The sequence below is a fragment of the Blautia sp. TM10-2 genome, from assembly GCF_003480845.1.
GTDB lineage: Bacteria > Bacillota > Clostridia > Lachnospirales > Lachnospiraceae > Fusicatenibacter > Fusicatenibacter saccharivorans.
In genome coordinates, this window is record NZ_QUJZ01000001.1 from 21,373 (window position 1) to 34,404 (window position 13,032).

The 13,032-nt window shown below is 37.0% G+C and carries 28 protein-coding genes and 1 tRNA gene; all 29 read right to left on the minus strand.

Annotated elements, in window-relative coordinates:
• Positions 1–3: 3 nt before the first annotated feature.
• The 29 genes from DXD92_RS00150 to DXD92_RS00290 all read right to left on the minus strand — a co-directional run bounded on the left by DXD92_RS00150 (position 4) and on the right by DXD92_RS00290 (position 12,901).
• Positions 4–543: a hypothetical protein gene (locus DXD92_RS00150; RefSeq protein ID WP_118639857.1), complete on the minus strand. Its 540-nt coding sequence runs from the start codon at positions 541–543 to the stop codon at positions 4–6.
• A complete protein-coding gene (locus tag DXD92_RS00155) occupies positions 540–1,094 on the minus strand; it encodes a hypothetical protein (protein WP_118639858.1) in 555 nt (184 codons plus the stop codon). The genes DXD92_RS00150 and DXD92_RS00155 overlap by 4 nt, the downstream gene beginning before the upstream one ends.
• 15 nt (positions 1,095–1,109) lie before the next feature.
• On the minus strand, positions 1,110–1,664 hold the full coding sequence (locus tag DXD92_RS00160; protein WP_118639859.1) for a hypothetical protein: 555 nt from the start codon (positions 1,662–1,664) through the stop codon (positions 1,110–1,112).
• A 17-nt stretch (positions 1,665–1,681) separates the two neighbouring features.
• Positions 1,682–1,936 carry a hypothetical protein gene (locus tag DXD92_RS00165; RefSeq protein WP_118639860.1) on the minus strand — a complete coding sequence of 85 codons (255 nt, stop codon included), beginning with the start codon at positions 1,934–1,936 and terminating at the stop codon, positions 1,682–1,684.
• Positions 1,933–2,154, minus strand: a complete 222-nt coding sequence (locus tag DXD92_RS00170; RefSeq protein WP_118639861.1) for a histidine kinase — start codon at positions 2,152–2,154, stop codon at positions 1,933–1,935. The genes DXD92_RS00165 and DXD92_RS00170 overlap by 4 nt, the downstream gene beginning before the upstream one ends.
• Before the next feature lie 96 nt (positions 2,155–2,250).
• Positions 2,251–2,478, minus strand: a complete 228-nt coding sequence (locus tag DXD92_RS00175) for a hypothetical protein (protein ID WP_118639862.1) — start codon at positions 2,476–2,478, stop codon at positions 2,251–2,253.
• Positions 2,479–2,593: 115 nt separating this feature from the next.
• Positions 2,594–3,532, minus strand: a complete 939-nt coding sequence (locus DXD92_RS00180) for a DUF6353 family protein (protein WP_118639863.1) — start codon at positions 3,530–3,532, stop codon at positions 2,594–2,596.
• Positions 3,533–3,534: 2 nt separating this feature from the next.
• Complete coding sequence (locus tag DXD92_RS00185; protein ID WP_118639864.1) at positions 3,535–3,909, minus strand: DUF3310 domain-containing protein; 375 nt, start codon at positions 3,907–3,909, stop codon at positions 3,535–3,537.
• A gap of 9 nt (positions 3,910–3,918) precedes the next feature.
• Positions 3,919–4,527 (minus strand): hypothetical protein, encoded by a 609-nt coding sequence (locus DXD92_RS00190; RefSeq protein ID WP_118639865.1) that lies wholly within the window; start codon positions 4,525–4,527, stop codon positions 3,919–3,921.
• 13 nt (positions 4,528–4,540) lie between these two features.
• Positions 4,541–4,741: a hypothetical protein gene (locus DXD92_RS00195; RefSeq protein WP_118639866.1), complete on the minus strand. Its 201-nt coding sequence runs from the start codon at positions 4,739–4,741 to the stop codon at positions 4,541–4,543.
• 59 nt (positions 4,742–4,800) lie between these two features.
• A complete protein-coding gene (locus DXD92_RS00200; RefSeq protein ID WP_118639867.1) occupies positions 4,801–5,121 on the minus strand; it encodes a hypothetical protein in 321 nt (106 codons plus the stop codon).
• Between the two features lie 104 nt (positions 5,122–5,225).
• On the minus strand, positions 5,226–5,534 hold the full coding sequence (locus tag DXD92_RS00205; RefSeq protein WP_118639868.1) for a hypothetical protein: 309 nt from the start codon (positions 5,532–5,534) through the stop codon (positions 5,226–5,228).
• Between the two features lie 67 nt (positions 5,535–5,601).
• Positions 5,602–6,426: a DUF6353 family protein gene (locus DXD92_RS00210; RefSeq protein WP_118639869.1), complete on the minus strand. Its 825-nt coding sequence runs from the start codon at positions 6,424–6,426 to the stop codon at positions 5,602–5,604.
• Positions 6,427–6,488: 62 nt separating this feature from the next.
• A complete protein-coding gene (locus tag DXD92_RS18400) occupies positions 6,489–6,662 on the minus strand; it encodes a hypothetical protein (RefSeq protein WP_158581746.1) in 174 nt (57 codons plus the stop codon).
• Between the two features lie 101 nt (positions 6,663–6,763).
• Positions 6,764–6,835: transfer RNA gene (locus DXD92_RS18405), tRNA-OTHER, on the minus strand.
• A gap of 55 nt (positions 6,836–6,890) precedes the next feature.
• Positions 6,891–7,082, minus strand: coding sequence for a hypothetical protein (locus DXD92_RS00215; RefSeq protein ID WP_118639870.1), 192 nt, complete (start codon positions 7,080–7,082; stop codon positions 6,891–6,893).
• Positions 7,083–7,139: 57 nt separating this feature from the next.
• Positions 7,140–7,916: a DUF6353 family protein gene (locus DXD92_RS00220; RefSeq protein WP_118639871.1), complete on the minus strand. Its 777-nt coding sequence runs from the start codon at positions 7,914–7,916 to the stop codon at positions 7,140–7,142.
• Complete coding sequence (locus tag DXD92_RS00225) at positions 7,897–8,079, minus strand: hypothetical protein (protein WP_118639872.1); 183 nt, start codon at positions 8,077–8,079, stop codon at positions 7,897–7,899. Before DXD92_RS00225 ends, DXD92_RS00220 begins: the two co-directional genes overlap by 20 nt.
• Positions 8,076–8,327, minus strand: a complete 252-nt coding sequence (locus tag DXD92_RS00230) for a helix-turn-helix domain-containing protein (protein ID WP_199696564.1) — start codon at positions 8,325–8,327, stop codon at positions 8,076–8,078. Before DXD92_RS00230 ends, DXD92_RS00225 begins: the two co-directional genes overlap by 4 nt.
• 309 nt (positions 8,328–8,636) lie before the next feature.
• Positions 8,637–8,864, minus strand: a complete 228-nt coding sequence (locus DXD92_RS00235; RefSeq protein ID WP_118639873.1) for a hypothetical protein — start codon at positions 8,862–8,864, stop codon at positions 8,637–8,639.
• A 99-nt stretch (positions 8,865–8,963) separates the two neighbouring features.
• Positions 8,964–9,113: a hypothetical protein gene (locus DXD92_RS18410; protein ID WP_158581747.1), complete on the minus strand. Its 150-nt coding sequence runs from the start codon at positions 9,111–9,113 to the stop codon at positions 8,964–8,966.
• Positions 9,114–9,199: 86 nt separating this feature from the next.
• A complete protein-coding gene (locus DXD92_RS00245) occupies positions 9,200–9,445 on the minus strand; it encodes a hypothetical protein (protein ID WP_118639875.1) in 246 nt (81 codons plus the stop codon).
• Between the two features lie 530 nt (positions 9,446–9,975).
• Positions 9,976–10,266, minus strand: coding sequence for a hypothetical protein (locus tag DXD92_RS00255; protein WP_118639877.1), 291 nt, complete (start codon positions 10,264–10,266; stop codon positions 9,976–9,978).
• Positions 10,267–10,354: 88 nt separating this feature from the next.
• Positions 10,355–10,537, minus strand: a complete 183-nt coding sequence (locus DXD92_RS00260) for a hypothetical protein (RefSeq protein WP_118639878.1) — start codon at positions 10,535–10,537, stop codon at positions 10,355–10,357.
• Between the two features lie 101 nt (positions 10,538–10,638).
• Positions 10,639–10,881, minus strand: coding sequence for a hypothetical protein (locus tag DXD92_RS00265; protein ID WP_118639879.1), 243 nt, complete (start codon positions 10,879–10,881; stop codon positions 10,639–10,641).
• A gap of 94 nt (positions 10,882–10,975) precedes the next feature.
• Entirely contained in the window at positions 10,976–11,362 is a 387-nt protein-coding gene (locus DXD92_RS00270) for a hypothetical protein (RefSeq protein ID WP_118639880.1), read from the minus strand.
• 38 nt (positions 11,363–11,400) lie between these two features.
• Complete coding sequence (locus tag DXD92_RS00275) at positions 11,401–11,625, minus strand: hypothetical protein (protein WP_118639881.1); 225 nt, start codon at positions 11,623–11,625, stop codon at positions 11,401–11,403.
• Positions 11,626–11,745: 120 nt separating this feature from the next.
• Positions 11,746–12,003 carry a hypothetical protein gene (locus tag DXD92_RS00280; protein ID WP_118639882.1) on the minus strand — a complete coding sequence of 86 codons (258 nt, stop codon included), beginning with the start codon at positions 12,001–12,003 and terminating at the stop codon, positions 11,746–11,748.
• 697 nt (positions 12,004–12,700) lie between these two features.
• Complete coding sequence (locus tag DXD92_RS00290) at positions 12,701–12,901, minus strand: helix-turn-helix domain-containing protein (RefSeq protein WP_118639884.1); 201 nt, start codon at positions 12,899–12,901, stop codon at positions 12,701–12,703.
• Positions 12,902–13,032: the final 131 nt, after the last annotated feature.

Genomic DNA, 13,032 nt, shown 5'->3' on the forward strand with positions numbered 1-13,032 from the left:
CTCCTATACTAATGAATCTAAATACCAGAGCATGGCCATCCAAATCTCCACCTCTCGCAAATCTTGTTGACAATTTCTGATTCGAAAAAGGCTCCCTTTACCATCTGGTTCAAACTCTCGGTTCATAAATTTGTTTATTGTTTCTTTTACATACTCTTCATTGAATAGGCGGTCGCTCATTGATCCAAGTCCTAAATTCGTGACCATCTGCCAGAACCATTGTGACGTTCTATTTCCGATAGTTGGATCATCCATTATATCCTCGCAGCGAATCGCCAACGCAAACATCATTTCTAATACGGTGCACGGACCTTCAATAAGATCCGCAGCACTCTCATCAAGATCGTTATAAAATGTAAATTGACGTCGAAGATTAAAGCCATCTTCCATGCGGTTTTTATCCCTAGCGTCTTTACATTTGAACGGTATTTCGTTCAAGCAATTCAGCAGTTTATCATACGTATTTTCTGGTGCATATCGTTTATGGCATACTATCGAATATATCCATTCGAAATACTCTTTCTTTACTTCTTCAGCAATCATTCGCTTGCACACATTCTATCGGAATATGCTCCATAATCACGCAGAATTTCATAGTGTACTTTCAGCTTACTATTCCGGATATATACTGAGTCTTCTTCATATTCACCGAAATGCTGCGCAAAATTCTGGCCGACTAGCTCATCCGCATTTGTGATAATCTTATCGTGATCATCGGTAAGAACCCCATCTCCCTCATAATATGTGAGAGTAATCGTCGGATAATCCTGTTCCCAAGATTCTTCCGGAGCAATTACTTCCGGTACGTACATATCTTCGCCCTCCTTATTTTCTTCTTTTTCAGATTTGCTCTCGTATCCATTGTTTAAAAGAATATCTTTGAGCTTTTCAGCATCCGCATCTGTCGGCTCATAATTACTTGCCTCATTACATGTTGGCTGATTGTATTTTTCTTCGAAGTGCTCACGCATTGCAGCAATTTCCTCGTTCGTAATTTTTTCATATTTGTCTTTTACAAACTTATAGGTTACTGCAGATCCGGCTACTGTGCCGATAACGAATATGAGTCCTTTGATTAAAATATCTTTATACATGTGGTTCTCCTTTACTTATCCGAGACTGATTTTGAAATCTTTATTGCTTCCAATACCCGCCATTTTATCGGCGATTGAGCTGTAAATTTTGGAAACATGGTCCAAATTGTTGTTAAATTCAGAAAGAATATCGTCCAGCTCATCGTCGAATTTCTCAGCAACTTTCTCCTTTGCCTCTTCTCGGATTTCGTCAGCAATATCATCTGCAGAAATCTTTGCTACTTCTTCCGCAATTTTATTCTTGACTTCCTGCCGAATTGTGGAAGATCTCACGTCAATCTCCGTGCGGACCTTTAAATCAATATCGTCTTCAATTTTCTTTGAAATTTTACGAACCGCATTGGTTGTTTCCTGCTGCACTCTTCTCTCTACCGCCTTGTCGATGGCTTCCTGAACGATATAGTCTGGAACATCGACATCAATTGTTTTCGAGACGTTATCAATTGTTGAATCAAGTTTATCACATATACCATTCAACCTTTTTCTTGATCCATATGCATATCCAAGTCCGATTAATCCAACGACGAATCCGCCGAGTCCAAAAATAAATTCGAAATTGTTATCTTTCATTTCTTCTTTTCCTTTCCTTAGAAAAACTCTTCAAGATTGAGATCAAACTCATCGTCAATATTTGTAATTAACACCTCTCCATACTTGTTATTTCTGCAAAATTCAAGAAGTGTTTTGATTCTCGGTTCATTGCAATTTTCATATATTACTTTGTCATAGCGAAGGGCGAATGAACAAATATCTTTCCAAAGCTTTTCATTTGTCTCAAGCTTAACAGCTAAATTTGTATATCTTTGGTGTGTGAGTAAATGTTCTACTAAGGTCTCTCTCATTTCTTATTTTCATCCTCGATGCGTTTATTCTTGCTCTCCGGTATTGTGTTATTAATATCGGCAATTTTATCTTTGCCAATATTTAACGTAATAACTGTCAATGCAAATCCCCCAAACATCAGTGATATGCTCATTAATATACCGCCAGCGATATGACGCTTTTTCCGAGTACCTAACGAGCGATCTAACACCGATAAAATTTTTTCAAATTTTTCCACACGCACCAACTCCTTCTTATGTATTAACTTAAAAGTAAAGCCATGCCACTTACAAAGCAAATACCAGCCAAAGTCAATAATGTCGCAGCTAATTTATTATGCATTTCGTTTTGCCCTTTCGATTTCTGTTGAAAAAATATAATATTTGCCATTAAGCCTGATTCCTTTTATTTTTCCGATGCTCAATAATGCTTTGACACCAGCTAACCCGCATCCAAGTTCTACAGCAGCTTTATCCAATGGCACTAAAAATGGTTTTGTTTCGATTTCCACATCTTCGAGATGGTTCTCAAGAATATAAATGATTAAATCTCTTCCTGTCATTTCTTATTTGCCAACTATATCGTTCCTTTCTGACAGTAAAATAACCCTCGGCCTGTTATAGCCAAGGGCTATCATACATATCTTTATAATAATCTCCTGTCCCAAGACCTACTCTTCAAATCATCTCAAGAATGTTGCCATCAACGTTGAAATCAAGGAGGATTGTTCTCTCATATCCATTTACGAAAGAACGTTTTCTTTCATCGGCAATATCATAAATTCCGAAGTCAATAAAATTATCACCAATAGGATTCTTTTCATCATAAATCCATCCCACAACCTGTCCGGCTTGTGTACGTGGAATTCCGAGCATATCGTACACTTCATTAAGGAACAGATGCCCTTTTGATTTGAAGAGGTCATTTGCATAACGCTGCTGATCTTTCAGGAACATTAAGTTAAATTCTGGATCTTTTGTCCAACCTGTACATCCATCATCGAAGAAACGAGCATAATCACTCGTTAAGTTTGGATCAGCTACATCAACTGTTTCTTTTACAACTGTTTCTTTACCATTTGCATCTGTTACTGTTTTCTCGATTTCTTTTGCCTTGATATTATATCTCAGCTCTCTATCAACCTCTTCTCCAAAACGCTCCAGAACTCTGCCACGATATTCTTTAAAGCCTTTATCAACTGCTGTATACGCCGCTGCCAGTGCAATATTTCGTTTGCGGAGAATATGATGACCACCAATGATAGCAGCAATAGACACTGTTCCAAGGACAACAGCCGGGCCATAAAGTTTTACCAATTTCACTCCTGCCTGTGTATATACAATTGTAAGATCTTTTTTGCTGTCTTCAACGGTATATTCTTTTCCTTCGGGAATTTTCTCTGGATGTTCCGTTACATCATGAATTTTGTCAACTGTATCTTTCGTCTCTGCCAGAACATCGTCCAGTTTTGTAGTTGCTTTGCACGCCATTACAGCACTTGCCACAACGCCCACAACACCTGCTCCAACAAGAATTTCAGGACTGTGTTTCTTGAATTTGAATCCTACTCTATAGAATTTGCGAGTCAATGTATTCATAATTTCTGCTTTTTTCATGATTACTTATTCTCCTTTGTTTTGTTTTTAGATTCTTCAATCTCTTCATGACGGATCAATCGCTGCAGGTACCATTCCGCTTTTTTAAGATCCTCGATGCCATTCTTCTTTTTCCAACGTGATATGTATTTGATGACATTTCCAGTACATACTGCTTCGATTCCTGTAAGATCCTCAGTGAACGCTTCGATAGCATCGATCGTCTCAAGACCGTTTTTAGTTTGATAATGTTCAGGTCTGTTTACATTATCATATTTTGATTCCCATTGAGATGGGCGTGTTATTTCTGATCCATCATCCGCTATTGCCGACACGCAATCACAGCATACGTATGGCGTTTTATTGTTAGCGCAATTATTGCAATCAAAATTTTTCATTTTATCCTCCTAATCGATCGGCATTGCTTTTGGCAGTTTGATAATGTATCCGTCATACACCCTTACCGTCTCGGCAGTGCGAATATTTGTCCATCCGTAATTGGCGCTTGTCCACGGCGCTTGAAGATCCGCCATGTCGTACATGTCTGCAATTGTGACAAATCCGTATCTCTTGATGGCGTCGTTCATCTGCTCACGGACTCTTTCGGCATCGACTCTGGTCTCAAAAATGATATCATCATAATCGAATCTTCTTCCGGAATTATATCTATCTCGATCATCACGATCGTCTCTGTAATCTCTTCGGTCATCGTAATAACTTCGATAGGACACTTTGCTACCGCTTCTGTTTCGGCTGTTTCCCTTTCCTCCGTCATAGAAAAGCATATCAATTCCACCGGTAACAATGTCTGCGATAGCTTTCTTGATCGCCGGAACTAAAACATCCAGAACAACATAAGACTTGATGTTTCCGGCATCTTCTGAAATGAACATATTTGCTAACTTACGTCCTTCGTTTTTCCTGGTCTTTACTTTACCGTTAACGACCTTTTCAATTTTCTTTTCTTTAGAAGCTTCTTCTTTGCTTCTATGTGAATTCGGCTGATAGTCTTTCATTCAAACCTCCTCATTAATCTACCATTTTGATTGATCCAGGCAATGAAATATTCGTGCCAGCAATCAGATTCATCTGCTTTTTCACCTGATATGTAAGATTGCTTCGTGCCTTTCTTTCAGATCGGGCAACCGTTTCACCTTTCCATTTTGAGGCTACACATTTTCCAAAATGCACAACTGGCCCACAGTAGCTATATGTATGATATTCATCCATAGGCATCCTCCCAAAAAGAAAAGGGAAATACCTTGTTCAGGTACCTCCCTCGATTCGCATTACTCTTCTTCATTTGTTTCTGTGTCATCAACTTCTTCAGCTTCGACATCTGCCACGATTGATTCTTCATCAACCTCTTCGTCTGGCACTTCAACCCATGCAAGTTTGTGACGTTTTCTTTTCGGTTTATCGGAATTCTTAGCCTTAAGTTTCTTATACAGCCCAACGCCTACCGCTGCAACTGTAGCAACTCCTGCTATTGCCAGTCCGATAACTTTTCCAGATCCGCCTTCAACCTCTTCATAGATATTATCCTCAGACTCTACCGGTCTCGGATCTTCGTTCTCGATTGTCTCCATTACTTCTTTTTCTTCGTTCATGATTAAATCCTCCTTAGATTTATAATGTTTTCTCATTAAAGCCGTTGTAAATTTCGCGTATTAGAAAATTGAAAGCCCGTGTTCACGAGCCTTCAACTAGAAACTTATTTTTTAGATATAATTTTCATAATAATTTTTCCAAATGCAAAACCTGAAGCATAGCAGATTGCTCCTAAAATTATCCCTTTATTTTTACCAACTGCTTCTCCGATCTTATACCAAGATTCCAAATTAGACCTATCCCAATCACTTCGACTGCATTCAAGTTCATCTAAGTTTTTTAAAATAGCTTCCTTCTCGTCATCAGTAATATTTTCTCGGGTAAGACATTTGATAAAATCATCATGGATTTTCTCGTAAACTTCTCTGATACTTGCTTCTGTTTCCATAATTTCTTTTGCTCTTTTTACCATAATTATTCTCCTTTATAAAAAATTATTTCTATAAGGGTCTTTGTTTCTGACGCGTGATATAGATCTATTAGAAATATCGATCGAAATCATATGTTGGCGCTTTTAGAAAATCAAGTACTAGGCACGGTTCGCCTTTTTCCGTTACCTGCGCGCTGATATCCAGCTCAATGTTTCCATCCGAAATATTCCATCCTATATCGTCACTGATTGTCGTATGCCTCAATCCAAGCTCATCATATAACTGACTGAGTGACGCGTACGTTTCACTGCCATATCCCATTTTCCAATTGAGATCATTTACAGCTTTCTTTACAGTATTGATATCTGACTTAAAATATCTCGCCGATAACGGATCGAAGAACAGAGACGTTCCCGTATCGGTGACAATGACTTCTGTTTTACTTGGTGGAATTTCTTCAATCTTATCTTTGGCAATGCTATCTCTGATTGTTTTCTCTTTCTTTTCTCCAATCGTCTCAACGACTTTTTCTTTATACTCAGACAATGCTGTTGTAGAGAGCTGGTATGCGGTTGCAAGTGCTGCATTTCGTCTCATATGTACAGAATTAGCTCCAATAAGACAAGCCACAGAGCATACTCCGGTTACTGCCGCAGGAAGATATGGTTTCCATCCGAGCTTTACATACTCAATAGGACTGATTTTGATCCCGCCTTCTTCGCTCCATTTGCGCGCTTCTTCTACTGTGGCTTCATGAAGTCTTGCCTTTTTCTCTTCTTCGATGAGATCCAATACCTTTGGAGTTGCTTTTACAGCAAGGATTGTTGTCGTAATCATTCCGGCAATGCCGATTCCTGTGAGAATTTCTGGACTGTGCTTCACTACTTCTTTTTTAGCCATTTTGATTAATCCTGGCTTTTTAAATGTTTTCATGATGTTCTCCTTTGAATAATTTTTAATATATCAAAAACAAAAGAGAACCCTCGTGGGGTTCCCTATTTGTCCTGATTCTGAAGTTCCGAAACTGTTTGTTTCAATTCTTCAAATTCCTCATCTCTTTTCTGTTCCTCAATTGCATCTGCTGTCGCCGCAATACCTGCGCCGATTGCCATCACAATTCTGATAGACTTCTTAAAGAGGGGTGATTTAATTAAATTATTGATTTTCATTTTTTCAGTTCTCCTTTCATCATTTCATTAAAGGATGTGTTTCTGTCGCGACAATACAAAAATATCATCAAATATTGTCACCTGCGTATTGAAAAGAAAAGAAGAAATATTACAGGATTTGAACCCATACCTCCAGAATAATCTGGTGTTCTACCATTAAACTATCTATTTCTTCCATTAAAGGCTATGTATTTTTCGCGAATCTATTTCGAAAAGATAAGAGGCCCGTTATTGAGCCTCATTCTCCTTTCGTTTAATTTTTTGTTCAATGGATTGCTTCCAATCATTTGCTTTTGCCGCTACTGCTGATCGTACTTCCGGGATAGCCAGTGCTGATCCGACAACTGTAATTGCCGGAACAACGATTTGTCCAATCCAAAGTCTTACTTCTCTCATAGTATCAATGTTTTTACGTTTCATTTTAGAATCCTCCAATTGAATATTTTTCATTAAAGGCAATGTAATTTTAGCGAACTATCACAGATAATAATCCTGCCATTCGATCCCTGGCTCATACATGCACTCGATAATATAACATTCCAGTCCATCATCCATGACAACTTTTCTATGATTAAAATCAATCCAAAATATCCCATCATCACCGTCCGCTATCCATCCGAGATCAGCACCGTAGTCTGTATTCTCAAGTCCCAAGAAATCATAAAACTCATTTAGGACCGCATAACCACGTAATACATAATTTCGATTCAAATGATATTCCGCCATCAAAACCTGTTCGAGTGGAGCCTCGAAATACCTTCCACAATACGTATCGTAGAATAGACGCGGTTCCGAATAATCTTCTTCCAAATATTGTGTGCAATCACTAAGTAACGTATTGGCATGAATATATGTGGGCTGTGCTTTTTCAGCAGCGATTGCTTCTACGATCTTATCATGTGTATCTTTTCCATACATCTCGATTAACTTTCTTCGGTAGCTTTTATATGACTGATCTAAAAAGTTATATGCTCCAATCAAAGCTGCCTGCTGTTTTCTCGAAAGGATTGCTGAACCGATAACGCATCCAATTGTAGCTACGCCTACAGCAATCGTTGGAATACATACTGGGGCGATAGTTTTTATTGTTTCGATAGTTGTCAATTTTTCATCCTTCTCAGCCTCTGCCTTTTCAATTAGCTCAGTCGCCTTAATTGTCGCTTTCGCTGTCATAACCGTTGTCGCAATAACTCCGACAGTCCCAATTCCAGCAAGAATGATAGGGATGCTTCTCTTAATTTTTAGTTTCTTCATATAGCATTTCTCCTTTCTTAACTATATCTTCTTCGTAAAAGACCATCGGATCTGTCTCATTAACATCTGTTTCTCCTAGGTTTACGCATACATAGCCTCCATCTTCATAAATGTCCGCTATTCTTACTGTGACTGCTATAATGTCTCCAATATTATGTTTCAACTGTGCCTCCATTCCAGAATGATGATATCATCTATTCTTACATGCAGAATAAATGCCAGAGCAACTAAATTATCTACTGTTGGCAACGACTCACCATGACGCCACTTATATATAGCATTGGGATTTTCAAAGTCGAAAAACCTCTGAAGCATACGCACTGTGATTCCAGCTTCATTCATTAGATGTACGATGTTTTTACCAGTTGCCTTCATATTTATTGAGAAATCTGAAATATTCACATTATTCATTTTGAATTTTCTCCCTGCAATTATCGGCACATCACAATAATTAAACCGCCAACAACGATGGTATCCGAATATGGGATATTTGATCTGAGGATGTTGCTAATCTCATTTAAAGTATATCTTGTCTGAAAACCCATATACTCAGTTGTCCCATTATTGCAAATATGTATAGGGTTTAAAGGTTTCATCTTTGAAGATATGAGTTTTCTAAGAAAATTACTCTTCTTCTTTGGAATGCATATAGTTACGGCTCTTTTAAATCTGATCATTTTGGGATTCCTTTCAAAAAAAAAATTGAGCCAATGTTACAGCTCAATTTTCAGAATCAATTAATTTTGTTACCTTTAATATTGCCGAGTCATCAATGTTTCCATCTACATTAATATGAAAATATATTTTTCCATTTTTCATTTCTAGTTCAATCTCTTTAATATTGATATCAGGTTTAATACCCATATTTTTATATATCGCCTTAGAAATTATTCTTCCTAAAATACTTCTCATCATTTTTGTAGATAGTTTTATTTTCATCTCATCCATGTTTGTCTCCTTTAATCTTTATTCTATAAAAGGGAGCGTATTTTTCGCGAGACTGGCAAAATAAGAGGCCTAAATTCAAAGACCTCTTATTTTTTTTTTTCACAAATGTCGTTTAGCTAATTCTTCTGCCACTTTTTTTGCAACCATATTCATCATAATTTTCTCCGTATTACCTTTCACTGCGAGTGTCAGCCCAGCGCTGATAATAGTTGTTATAAATTTTGCATATTTTATTACTATTGGTGACATATAAATACCTCCTTTCTCATAAAGGAATATGTAATTTTCGCGAAAGAAAAAGAGTCTCAGTTTTTCCAAGACCCTTTGATCAAATATCAATTTATAAGTTTTCTTCCGCATTTTGGACAATATCTGAGCGTAATGTTCATATGCACTAAATCATTGCCTTCTTGATCATTCAAGCTTAATCGTAATTTTGGTTTATGTTCATCACCATCTAGTATCCAAGCTTCTAACGTCATAGCGTTGAACACTGATCCTATTCTTACTTCTTTCGACTTAATCGGTTTAGTAATTTCTATTCCATCTCCAAATTCATCCGGTTTGCAAAATTTACACATAAATAAATTCCTCCTTAAAATATTCTTTCATAATACCCCATGTAAATTTCGCTAAATCTCTCTACGATCAAAGCATGTCTCCCATCGTTCTTTTTTAATCGGCTTGATCTTTAATGCCCACATGAGTTGGCGAATACTTACTGTCGGATATAGATTATCTGATGGTTCCCCAGATCTCTCGTCAAAAAACTTTTTGAATCCTGGATGGAGGTATACCGTATTCACCAGCCATGGGTCTATTTCTGTCCACCAAGTTTTCTTTGTAACTGGATCATACCGTTGCTGTATAACCGCCAAACCCTTCGAATCCATTTTGAATAATGTGCACTTATCGTATACCGGATGGTTACAGGAATATGTTTCTCCATACATTGGTACATATATCGTCGGTTTTTCATAAAAATATCGCATTATTCATACTCCTTTTAAAGTAAAAATTAAACTCTATTTTAATTTCTTAAAGTCTATTTTAATTTTTTCTCGCGTATTAATATAAAATAATAATAAAAAAAATGACAAAAGAGCCCTTGTTAGAGCCCTATTGCGATAATTTTCTTCACAGATTGCATATAAATATGTACTTTCCTTTGAAATTCATCCTTATATGATACACTATGTCTACCTCTATAATTGTCATATCTTGGTCTAACGTAATCACCCATCTCAATTATCAGCATAGCTTGCTCGATCCGTTCAATCGTATCCTGACGAATCTGCTCGCCTTCCTCAAATTTGATTAGTGACTCCGTTCCAACACCGGACAACTGGGCAAACGTGTACTTATTCAGATTGTACTTCTTATAAAATTCCTTAATCTCCATATTCATATCCTCCTTATAATTTTCATATAAGGATAAGAATTCGTCGCGAAAAAGAAAAGCCCAGGAATATTTCACCCAGGCTTTTACCTTAGTTGAATTTTCTAGCTCTAACATCTAAATGATAAATTTTCTGTTCGATATCTAATACATCCATTCGATCAAGATTGACAGCTTTCGCAATTTCGTCCGTACTAAGACCTTTACGGTACATAGCTTCGACTTTCCTGTAACTGTCATCCATTTTTTTTTGTCTCGTAATAAATATTGCCATGCTTAAATCCTCCTTTGATTTTATTGCTGTATTTCTATAAAGAGGTATGTATTTTACGCGAAAAGAAGAGATCCCATGTGAGATCTACTTCTTCTAAACTCTTAGTTCATATCGAGCATATCAAAGTATTCATTGATCGAATCCATAATTTGTTCCATCTTTACATCTGCGATTGTTGACTTTTGTTTACGATAATGTTCGGTATAACTGTCGGAATGACTGCGATTATATATCGCTGCCTCCATTCGCTCCTCCTCAGTTTCGTAAACCAATCTTTCATCCTCGATTGTGTAACGATCTCCAAATCTGTTTTCTTTTGTAATTGTAACTTTCTTCGTATACATAATACGTACCTCCTTCGTTTTTCTATAAAGGGATACGTAATCTTCGCGAAGAAAAAGAAGAGGCTAAGTTTTTCTTAACCCCTCCATTTTGAATCTACTTTTTCGGAATCAGTTTATTGATCCATCCACGGCCCATAATGGTTGTGATGGTTCCGGTTTCTTCAAACTTGATTGATTTGATTGTCCCCCAGACTGCCGTTCCTGTAGTAACCACCAAAGCGGCCAATGTTAAACCATTCTTTATCCTTCGATCATTTCTTTCATCTCGTTGCTGTTCTTCCTTAAACTTCTGGTCAGCCTCATGCTGCTGTCGTTTTAATTCCTGTTCAGCCTCGATCTTCTTGATCTCAATAGCCCGGTCATAAAGCTTAGTAACACCATCAACCGCAATTTTGTACTCATCAGTTCCGAGTTTCATATCTTTCAATACTTCCATTTCGTCACCAATCTCGCCATTAAGTAACTCTTTGATTTCATTCATACTTACATCCTCCTTAGATTTTTTCATTATAGGCTTTGTTATTTTGGCGAATTGTCTTTTAGCAAAATGATCTTATTTTTATCAAGAAGTTTCGGACTCTTGCTCACACTGATACAGATCTTGTAGAAATCCTTATAGTCTGGATCATCCATCTGTTCAATTTTAAAGGCACCATATCCGGTCTTGTAATTCCTTTCAATAATGAATGTCATAATACATCCGATACAAACGCCGATTCCAAATGCAATAAAACCTCCAGTCATGTGATTTCCCTCCTTTCGTCACTTTGTTTTATGAAAAATCCCACCCGGGAAATTTTCACCCTACGAATATACAATCATTCAATGTAACCCATGTCCGTAAAAAGAAAAAGGAAGGCTTTGTTAAGCCCCCCGTTTTTTGGCCATAAATATCGGAATCTGAATTTCTTTATTTGGTTTCAATTCCTCAACTGCATGATTCTCATTGCACAGATTAAATATCAAATCAGCCTCATCCATATAATTGCTGTGTATAATATTAATGAGTTTCGTGTAGTCTTCTTCTTCTCCTACGCCACTCTTCAGTTTATACGCAATATCGATAAGCTGAGTATATTTATCTGTTGCCGCTGTCATCATTGCATTAAAATTTGTCTCCATGAATATTCTCCTTTGTTCTCGATTTTATTTTTTTCATAATATGCAATGTATAATTCGCGATAAAAAAAAGAGAGTCCAAATAGAACCCTCTTTACTATCTCTATAAAAGGCAATGTATTTATCGCGATATCAATCCCTGGCATTACTTAGTAGCCAGAAAAATTTGCGATATCTGTCATAATACATATCTCTCCCACACGGCATTTCCAATTTTGAATGCAGATATGTATATGATAATTCTTCCGTCACGGCACGTAATATGTATGATCCAAGTACATGGTCTGTCCGGTATGCAGTCCGCTCTATTAACTCTATTCGCTCAGCATAATAAGCTTTCAATACCGCATTCCGACCGGTCCGATCAGATGCAAGATTCGTGCATGGACTCATTTCAATGATAGATGCCGATCCAGGACTATCGTTTATGGCAGCATACGCTTTTTTCCATATAGGATACTGAAGGCAAAAATGTTTTAACTCGTAATATCGGTGCTTACTTATCCAGTATTTGTTGTTTTCTGACAACTCAGCTCTTATTACTGTCCCCATTTTGAATTTTCCCCTTCGTTTTCTTTCTCTTTTCTATCTCAACTTTCTTCATAAATTTTATCGTTGCTTCCCTTATTCTTTCGCGATCAACGTCCCCTTTAATTCGTATAATCGCATCGTTGTATTTATACTCCTTCATGTGGAAACCCTAACTCAGAAAGATGTCAGATGCTTCGGAATTGGTTAGTTCCAAAATTTCCTTTATTTTTTCTGCATCGCCAATAGTCATCGGGCATATTCCGTTGATTTTATCGTAGAGCGATGATTTACTAATACCAATAAGACTTGCTGTTTTCGACACTGATAATCCCTTTTCACGTATTCTTTCTTTTAACTTTGTTGCATTCATGACTACTTTCCTCCTTTATTTGTTGCATATATGCATACTCAAACATTAACATTCGTTACGTATTTTGTCAAGAGTTTATATGCATTTATGCAATATTTTTAAATCTAGGTTAGAAATATGTTGCATGTATG

Excerpts from the sequence above, each read along its gene's own strand:
- DXD92_RS00150 (WP_118639857.1), bottom strand. The coding sequence starts at position 543 with ATGATTGCTGAAGAAGTAAAGAAAGAGTATTTCGAATGGATATATTCG.
- DXD92_RS00155 (WP_118639858.1), bottom strand. The coding sequence starts at position 1,094 with ATGTATAAAGATATTTTAATCAAAGGACTCATATTCGTTATCGGCACA.
- DXD92_RS00160 (WP_118639859.1), bottom strand. The coding sequence starts at position 1,664 with ATGAAAGATAACAATTTCGAATTTATTTTTGGACTCGGCGGATTCGTC.
- DXD92_RS00165 (WP_118639860.1), bottom strand. The coding sequence starts at position 1,936 with ATGAGAGAGACCTTAGTAGAACATTTACTCACACACCAAAGATATACA.
- DXD92_RS00175 (WP_118639862.1), bottom strand. The coding sequence starts at position 2,478 with ATGACAGGAAGAGATTTAATCATTTATATTCTTGAGAACCATCTCGAA.
- DXD92_RS00180 (WP_118639863.1), bottom strand. The coding sequence starts at position 3,532 with ATGAAAAAAGCAGAAATTATGAATACATTGACTCGCAAATTCTATAGA.
- DXD92_RS00185 (WP_118639864.1), bottom strand. The coding sequence starts at position 3,909 with ATGAAAAATTTTGATTGCAATAATTGCGCTAACAATAAAACGCCATAC.
- DXD92_RS00190 (WP_118639865.1), bottom strand. The coding sequence starts at position 4,527 with ATGAAAGACTATCAGCCGAATTCACATAGAAGCAAAGAAGAAGCTTCT.
- DXD92_RS00195 (WP_118639866.1), bottom strand. The coding sequence starts at position 4,741 with ATGGATGAATATCATACATATAGCTACTGTGGGCCAGTTGTGCATTTT.
- DXD92_RS00200 (WP_118639867.1), bottom strand. The coding sequence starts at position 5,121 with ATGAACGAAGAAAAAGAAGTAATGGAGACAATCGAGAACGAAGATCCG.
- DXD92_RS00205 (WP_118639868.1), bottom strand. The coding sequence starts at position 5,534 with ATGGTAAAAAGAGCAAAAGAAATTATGGAAACAGAAGCAAGTATCAGA.
- DXD92_RS00210 (WP_118639869.1), bottom strand. The coding sequence starts at position 6,426 with ATGAAAACATTTAAAAAGCCAGGATTAATCAAAATGGCTAAAAAAGAA.
- DXD92_RS18400 (WP_158581746.1), bottom strand. The coding sequence starts at position 6,662 with ATGAAAATCAATAATTTAATTAAATCACCCCTCTTTAAGAAGTCTATC.
- DXD92_RS00215 (WP_118639870.1), bottom strand. The coding sequence starts at position 7,082 with ATGAAACGTAAAAACATTGATACTATGAGAGAAGTAAGACTTTGGATT.
- DXD92_RS00220 (WP_118639871.1), bottom strand. The coding sequence starts at position 7,916 with ATGAAGAAACTAAAAATTAAGAGAAGCATCCCTATCATTCTTGCTGGA.
- DXD92_RS00230 (WP_199696564.1), bottom strand. The coding sequence starts at position 8,327 with ATGAATAATGTGAATATTTCAGATTTCTCAATAAATATGAAGGCAACT.
- DXD92_RS00235 (WP_118639873.1), bottom strand. The coding sequence starts at position 8,864 with ATGGATGAGATGAAAATAAAACTATCTACAAAAATGATGAGAAGTATT.
- DXD92_RS18410 (WP_158581747.1), bottom strand. The coding sequence starts at position 9,113 with ATGTCACCAATAGTAATAAAATATGCAAAATTTATAACAACTATTATC.
- DXD92_RS00245 (WP_118639875.1), bottom strand. The coding sequence starts at position 9,445 with ATGTGTAAATTTTGCAAACCGGATGAATTTGGAGATGGAATAGAAATT.
- DXD92_RS00255 (WP_118639877.1), bottom strand. The coding sequence starts at position 10,266 with ATGGAGATTAAGGAATTTTATAAGAAGTACAATCTGAATAAGTACACG.
- DXD92_RS00260 (WP_118639878.1), bottom strand. The coding sequence starts at position 10,537 with ATGGCAATATTTATTACGAGACAAAAAAAAATGGATGACAGTTACAGG.
- DXD92_RS00265 (WP_118639879.1), bottom strand. The coding sequence starts at position 10,881 with ATGTATACGAAGAAAGTTACAATTACAAAAGAAAACAGATTTGGAGAT.
- DXD92_RS00270 (WP_118639880.1), bottom strand. The coding sequence starts at position 11,362 with ATGAATGAAATCAAAGAGTTACTTAATGGCGAGATTGGTGACGAAATG.
- DXD92_RS00275 (WP_118639881.1), bottom strand. The coding sequence starts at position 11,625 with ATGACTGGAGGTTTTATTGCATTTGGAATCGGCGTTTGTATCGGATGT.
- DXD92_RS00280 (WP_118639882.1), bottom strand. The coding sequence starts at position 12,003 with ATGGAGACAAATTTTAATGCAATGATGACAGCGGCAACAGATAAATAT.
- DXD92_RS00290 (WP_118639884.1), bottom strand. The coding sequence starts at position 12,901 with ATGAATGCAACAAAGTTAAAAGAAAGAATACGTGAAAAGGGATTATCA.